This is a genomic window from Jatrophihabitans sp., from assembly GCF_051960575.1.
Lineage (GTDB): Bacteria > Actinomycetota > Actinomycetes > Mycobacteriales > Jatrophihabitantaceae > JBQCEE01.
In genome coordinates this window covers 1-2289 of sequence record NZ_JBQCEE010000199.1, presented here as the reverse complement: position 1 = coordinate 2289, position 2289 = coordinate 1, and the positions used below count along the sequence as shown (strand labels likewise).

Annotated in this window: 2 protein-coding genes; both read right to left on the bottom strand. The window is 72.7% G+C overall.

Features of this window, described 5'->3' with window-relative positions:
* Positions 1–2003 (bottom strand): ABC transporter (locus tag ACTHMS_RS11090; protein WP_440306722.1); only part of this gene is annotated, 2003 nt, incomplete at its 3' end.
* A 65-nt stretch (positions 2004–2068) separates the two neighbouring features.
* On the bottom strand, positions 2069–2289 hold a 221-nt coding region (locus ACTHMS_RS11085), incomplete at its 5' end, for a helix-turn-helix domain-containing protein (RefSeq protein ID WP_440306721.1).

The window sequence follows — 2289 nt, the reverse complement described above, 5'->3', positions numbered from 1 at the left end:
AGCCGGATGTAGCCCAGCCCGACCTCACGCAGCGTCTGCAGGCTCCGGGCGGCGGCCGGCACGTCGCTCAGGAAGTCCGCCGCGTCGTCCACCGAGAGGCCGAGGACCTCGGCGATGTTCTTGCCGCGGTAGGTGACCTCGAGGGTCTCGGCGTTGTAGCGCGCGCCGTGGCACTGCGGGCAGGGTGCATACGTGCCGGGCAGGAACATCAGCTCGACGGAGACGAACCCCTCACCTTGGCAGGTCTCGCAGCGTCCCTCGGCCACGTTGAAGGAGAAGCGGCCGGCGCCGTACCCGCGCTCGCGGGCGGCATCGGTGGCGGCGTACAGCTTGCGCACGGCGTCGAACATTCCGGTGTACGTCGCCAGGTTCGACCGTGGCGTCCGGCCGATCGGCCGCTGGTCGACCAGCACCAGCCGGTCGAACGGCTCCAGGGCGGCCGGGTCCTCGGCGAGCACCTGGCTGACCAGGGTCGACTTGCCCGATCCGGAGACGCCGGTGACGGCGGTCAGGACGCCGAGCGGGATGTCGACCGCCAGGTCGCGCAGGTTGTGGCGACGCACCCCGCTCAGCCGCAGCCAGCCCTGCGGGTCGCGAGCGGCGTGCTCCAGCGGCTCGGCGCGCCCGAACAGGTGCGCGCTGGTCGCCGACTCGGTGACGGCCTCCAGCCCCGCCACCGGGCCGCTGTAGAGCACCCGGCCCCCGGCCGAGCCGGCGCCGGGACCGATGTCGACGACCCAGTCCGCCCGGCGTACGACGTCGAGGTCGTGCTCGACGACGAACAGCGAGTTGCCGGCCGCCTTGAGCCGATCCAGGACCGCCAGCAGCGGCTCGGCGTCGGCCGGGTGCAGTCCGGCGGATGGCTCATCCAGCACGTAGACAACGCCGAAAAGGCCCGACCGCAGCTGGGTGGCGATCCGCAGCCGCTGCGCCTCGCCGGGGGAGAGGGTCGTCGAGCTGCGGCCCAGGCTGAGGTAGCCCAGGCCGAGGTCGAGGAGCACCTCGATCCGGGCGACCAGGTCGGCACAGATCCGCACCGCCACCTCGCGGCCCTGCTCGGGCTGCTCGGCGACCGGTCGCAGGAGCGCGGCCAGCCGGGTGAACGGCAGGTGGTTGACCTCGGCGATCGAGTGTCCGAGGAAGGTCACCGCGAGGGCTTCGGGCCGCAGCCCGCTGCCCTGGCAGTCGGGGCAGGGGGCGTCCTCGACGAAGCGCAGCGCCCGCTCACGCATCCGCTCGCTGGTGGAGTCGGCCAGCACGTGCATGACGTGCTTGCGCGCGCTCCAGAACTTCCCGTAGTAGCCGTGGTCGATGCGGTCGCGTTCGGGCTTGATGAGCACCGAGGGCTGCTCGTCGGTGAACAGCAGCCAGTCGCGGTCCTTCCGGGCGAGCCCGTGCCACGGCTTGTCGACGTCGATGCCGAGTCCGGTCACGATGCTGCGCAGGTTGGCACCCTGCCACGCGCCGGGCCACGCGGCGATCGCCCCTTCGCGGATGCTCAGCGAGGGATCCGGGACGAGCAGCTCCTCGGTGACGTCGTGCACGACGCCCAGTCCGTGGCAGCGCGGACAGGCACCGGCCGCGGTGTTGGGCGAGAACGCCTCGGCCGCGAGATGGTCGGCCCCGGCGGGGTAATCGCCCGCCCGCGAGTAGAGGATCCGCAGGAGGTTCGACAGCGTGGTCAGGGTCCCGACCGACGAGCGGGACGTGGCGGCGCCGCGCCGCTGCTGCAGCGCCACCGCCGGGGGCAGCCCGGTGACCTCCTGGACCTGCGGAGCACCCACCTGCTGCAGCAGCCGGCGCGCGTACGGCGCCACCGACTCGAAGTAGCGGCGCTGCGCCTCGGCGTACAGCGTGCCGAAGGCGAGTGAGGACTTCCCCGAGCCCGAGATCCCGGTGAACGCCACCATCGCGTTGCGGGGCAGGTCGACGTCGACGTTGCGCAGGTTGTGCTCGTTGGCGCCGCGAACGTGGACGAAGGCGTCGGTCGGATCAGTGGTCACGCTCTGTCGTACCCACTGCGGGCACCGCGCACCTGATCGACCCCGTGCGGGCTCCGCCGGCGGGCTCAGCCGGCGAGGGCTCCCGCCGACCAGGCGCTCTGCCAGGCGCCCGGTCGGGTCCCGGTGGCGTTGCGGAAGAACAGCGAGAAGTTGGAGGCGTCGGGGAAGCCCAGGGCGTGGGCGCACCGGGCGGCGGTGTAGCGATCGTGGGCGAGCAGGCGCTTGGCCTCCAGGACGAGCCGCTCGACGATGTACGCCTTCGCCGTACGGCCGGTGGACCGCTGCA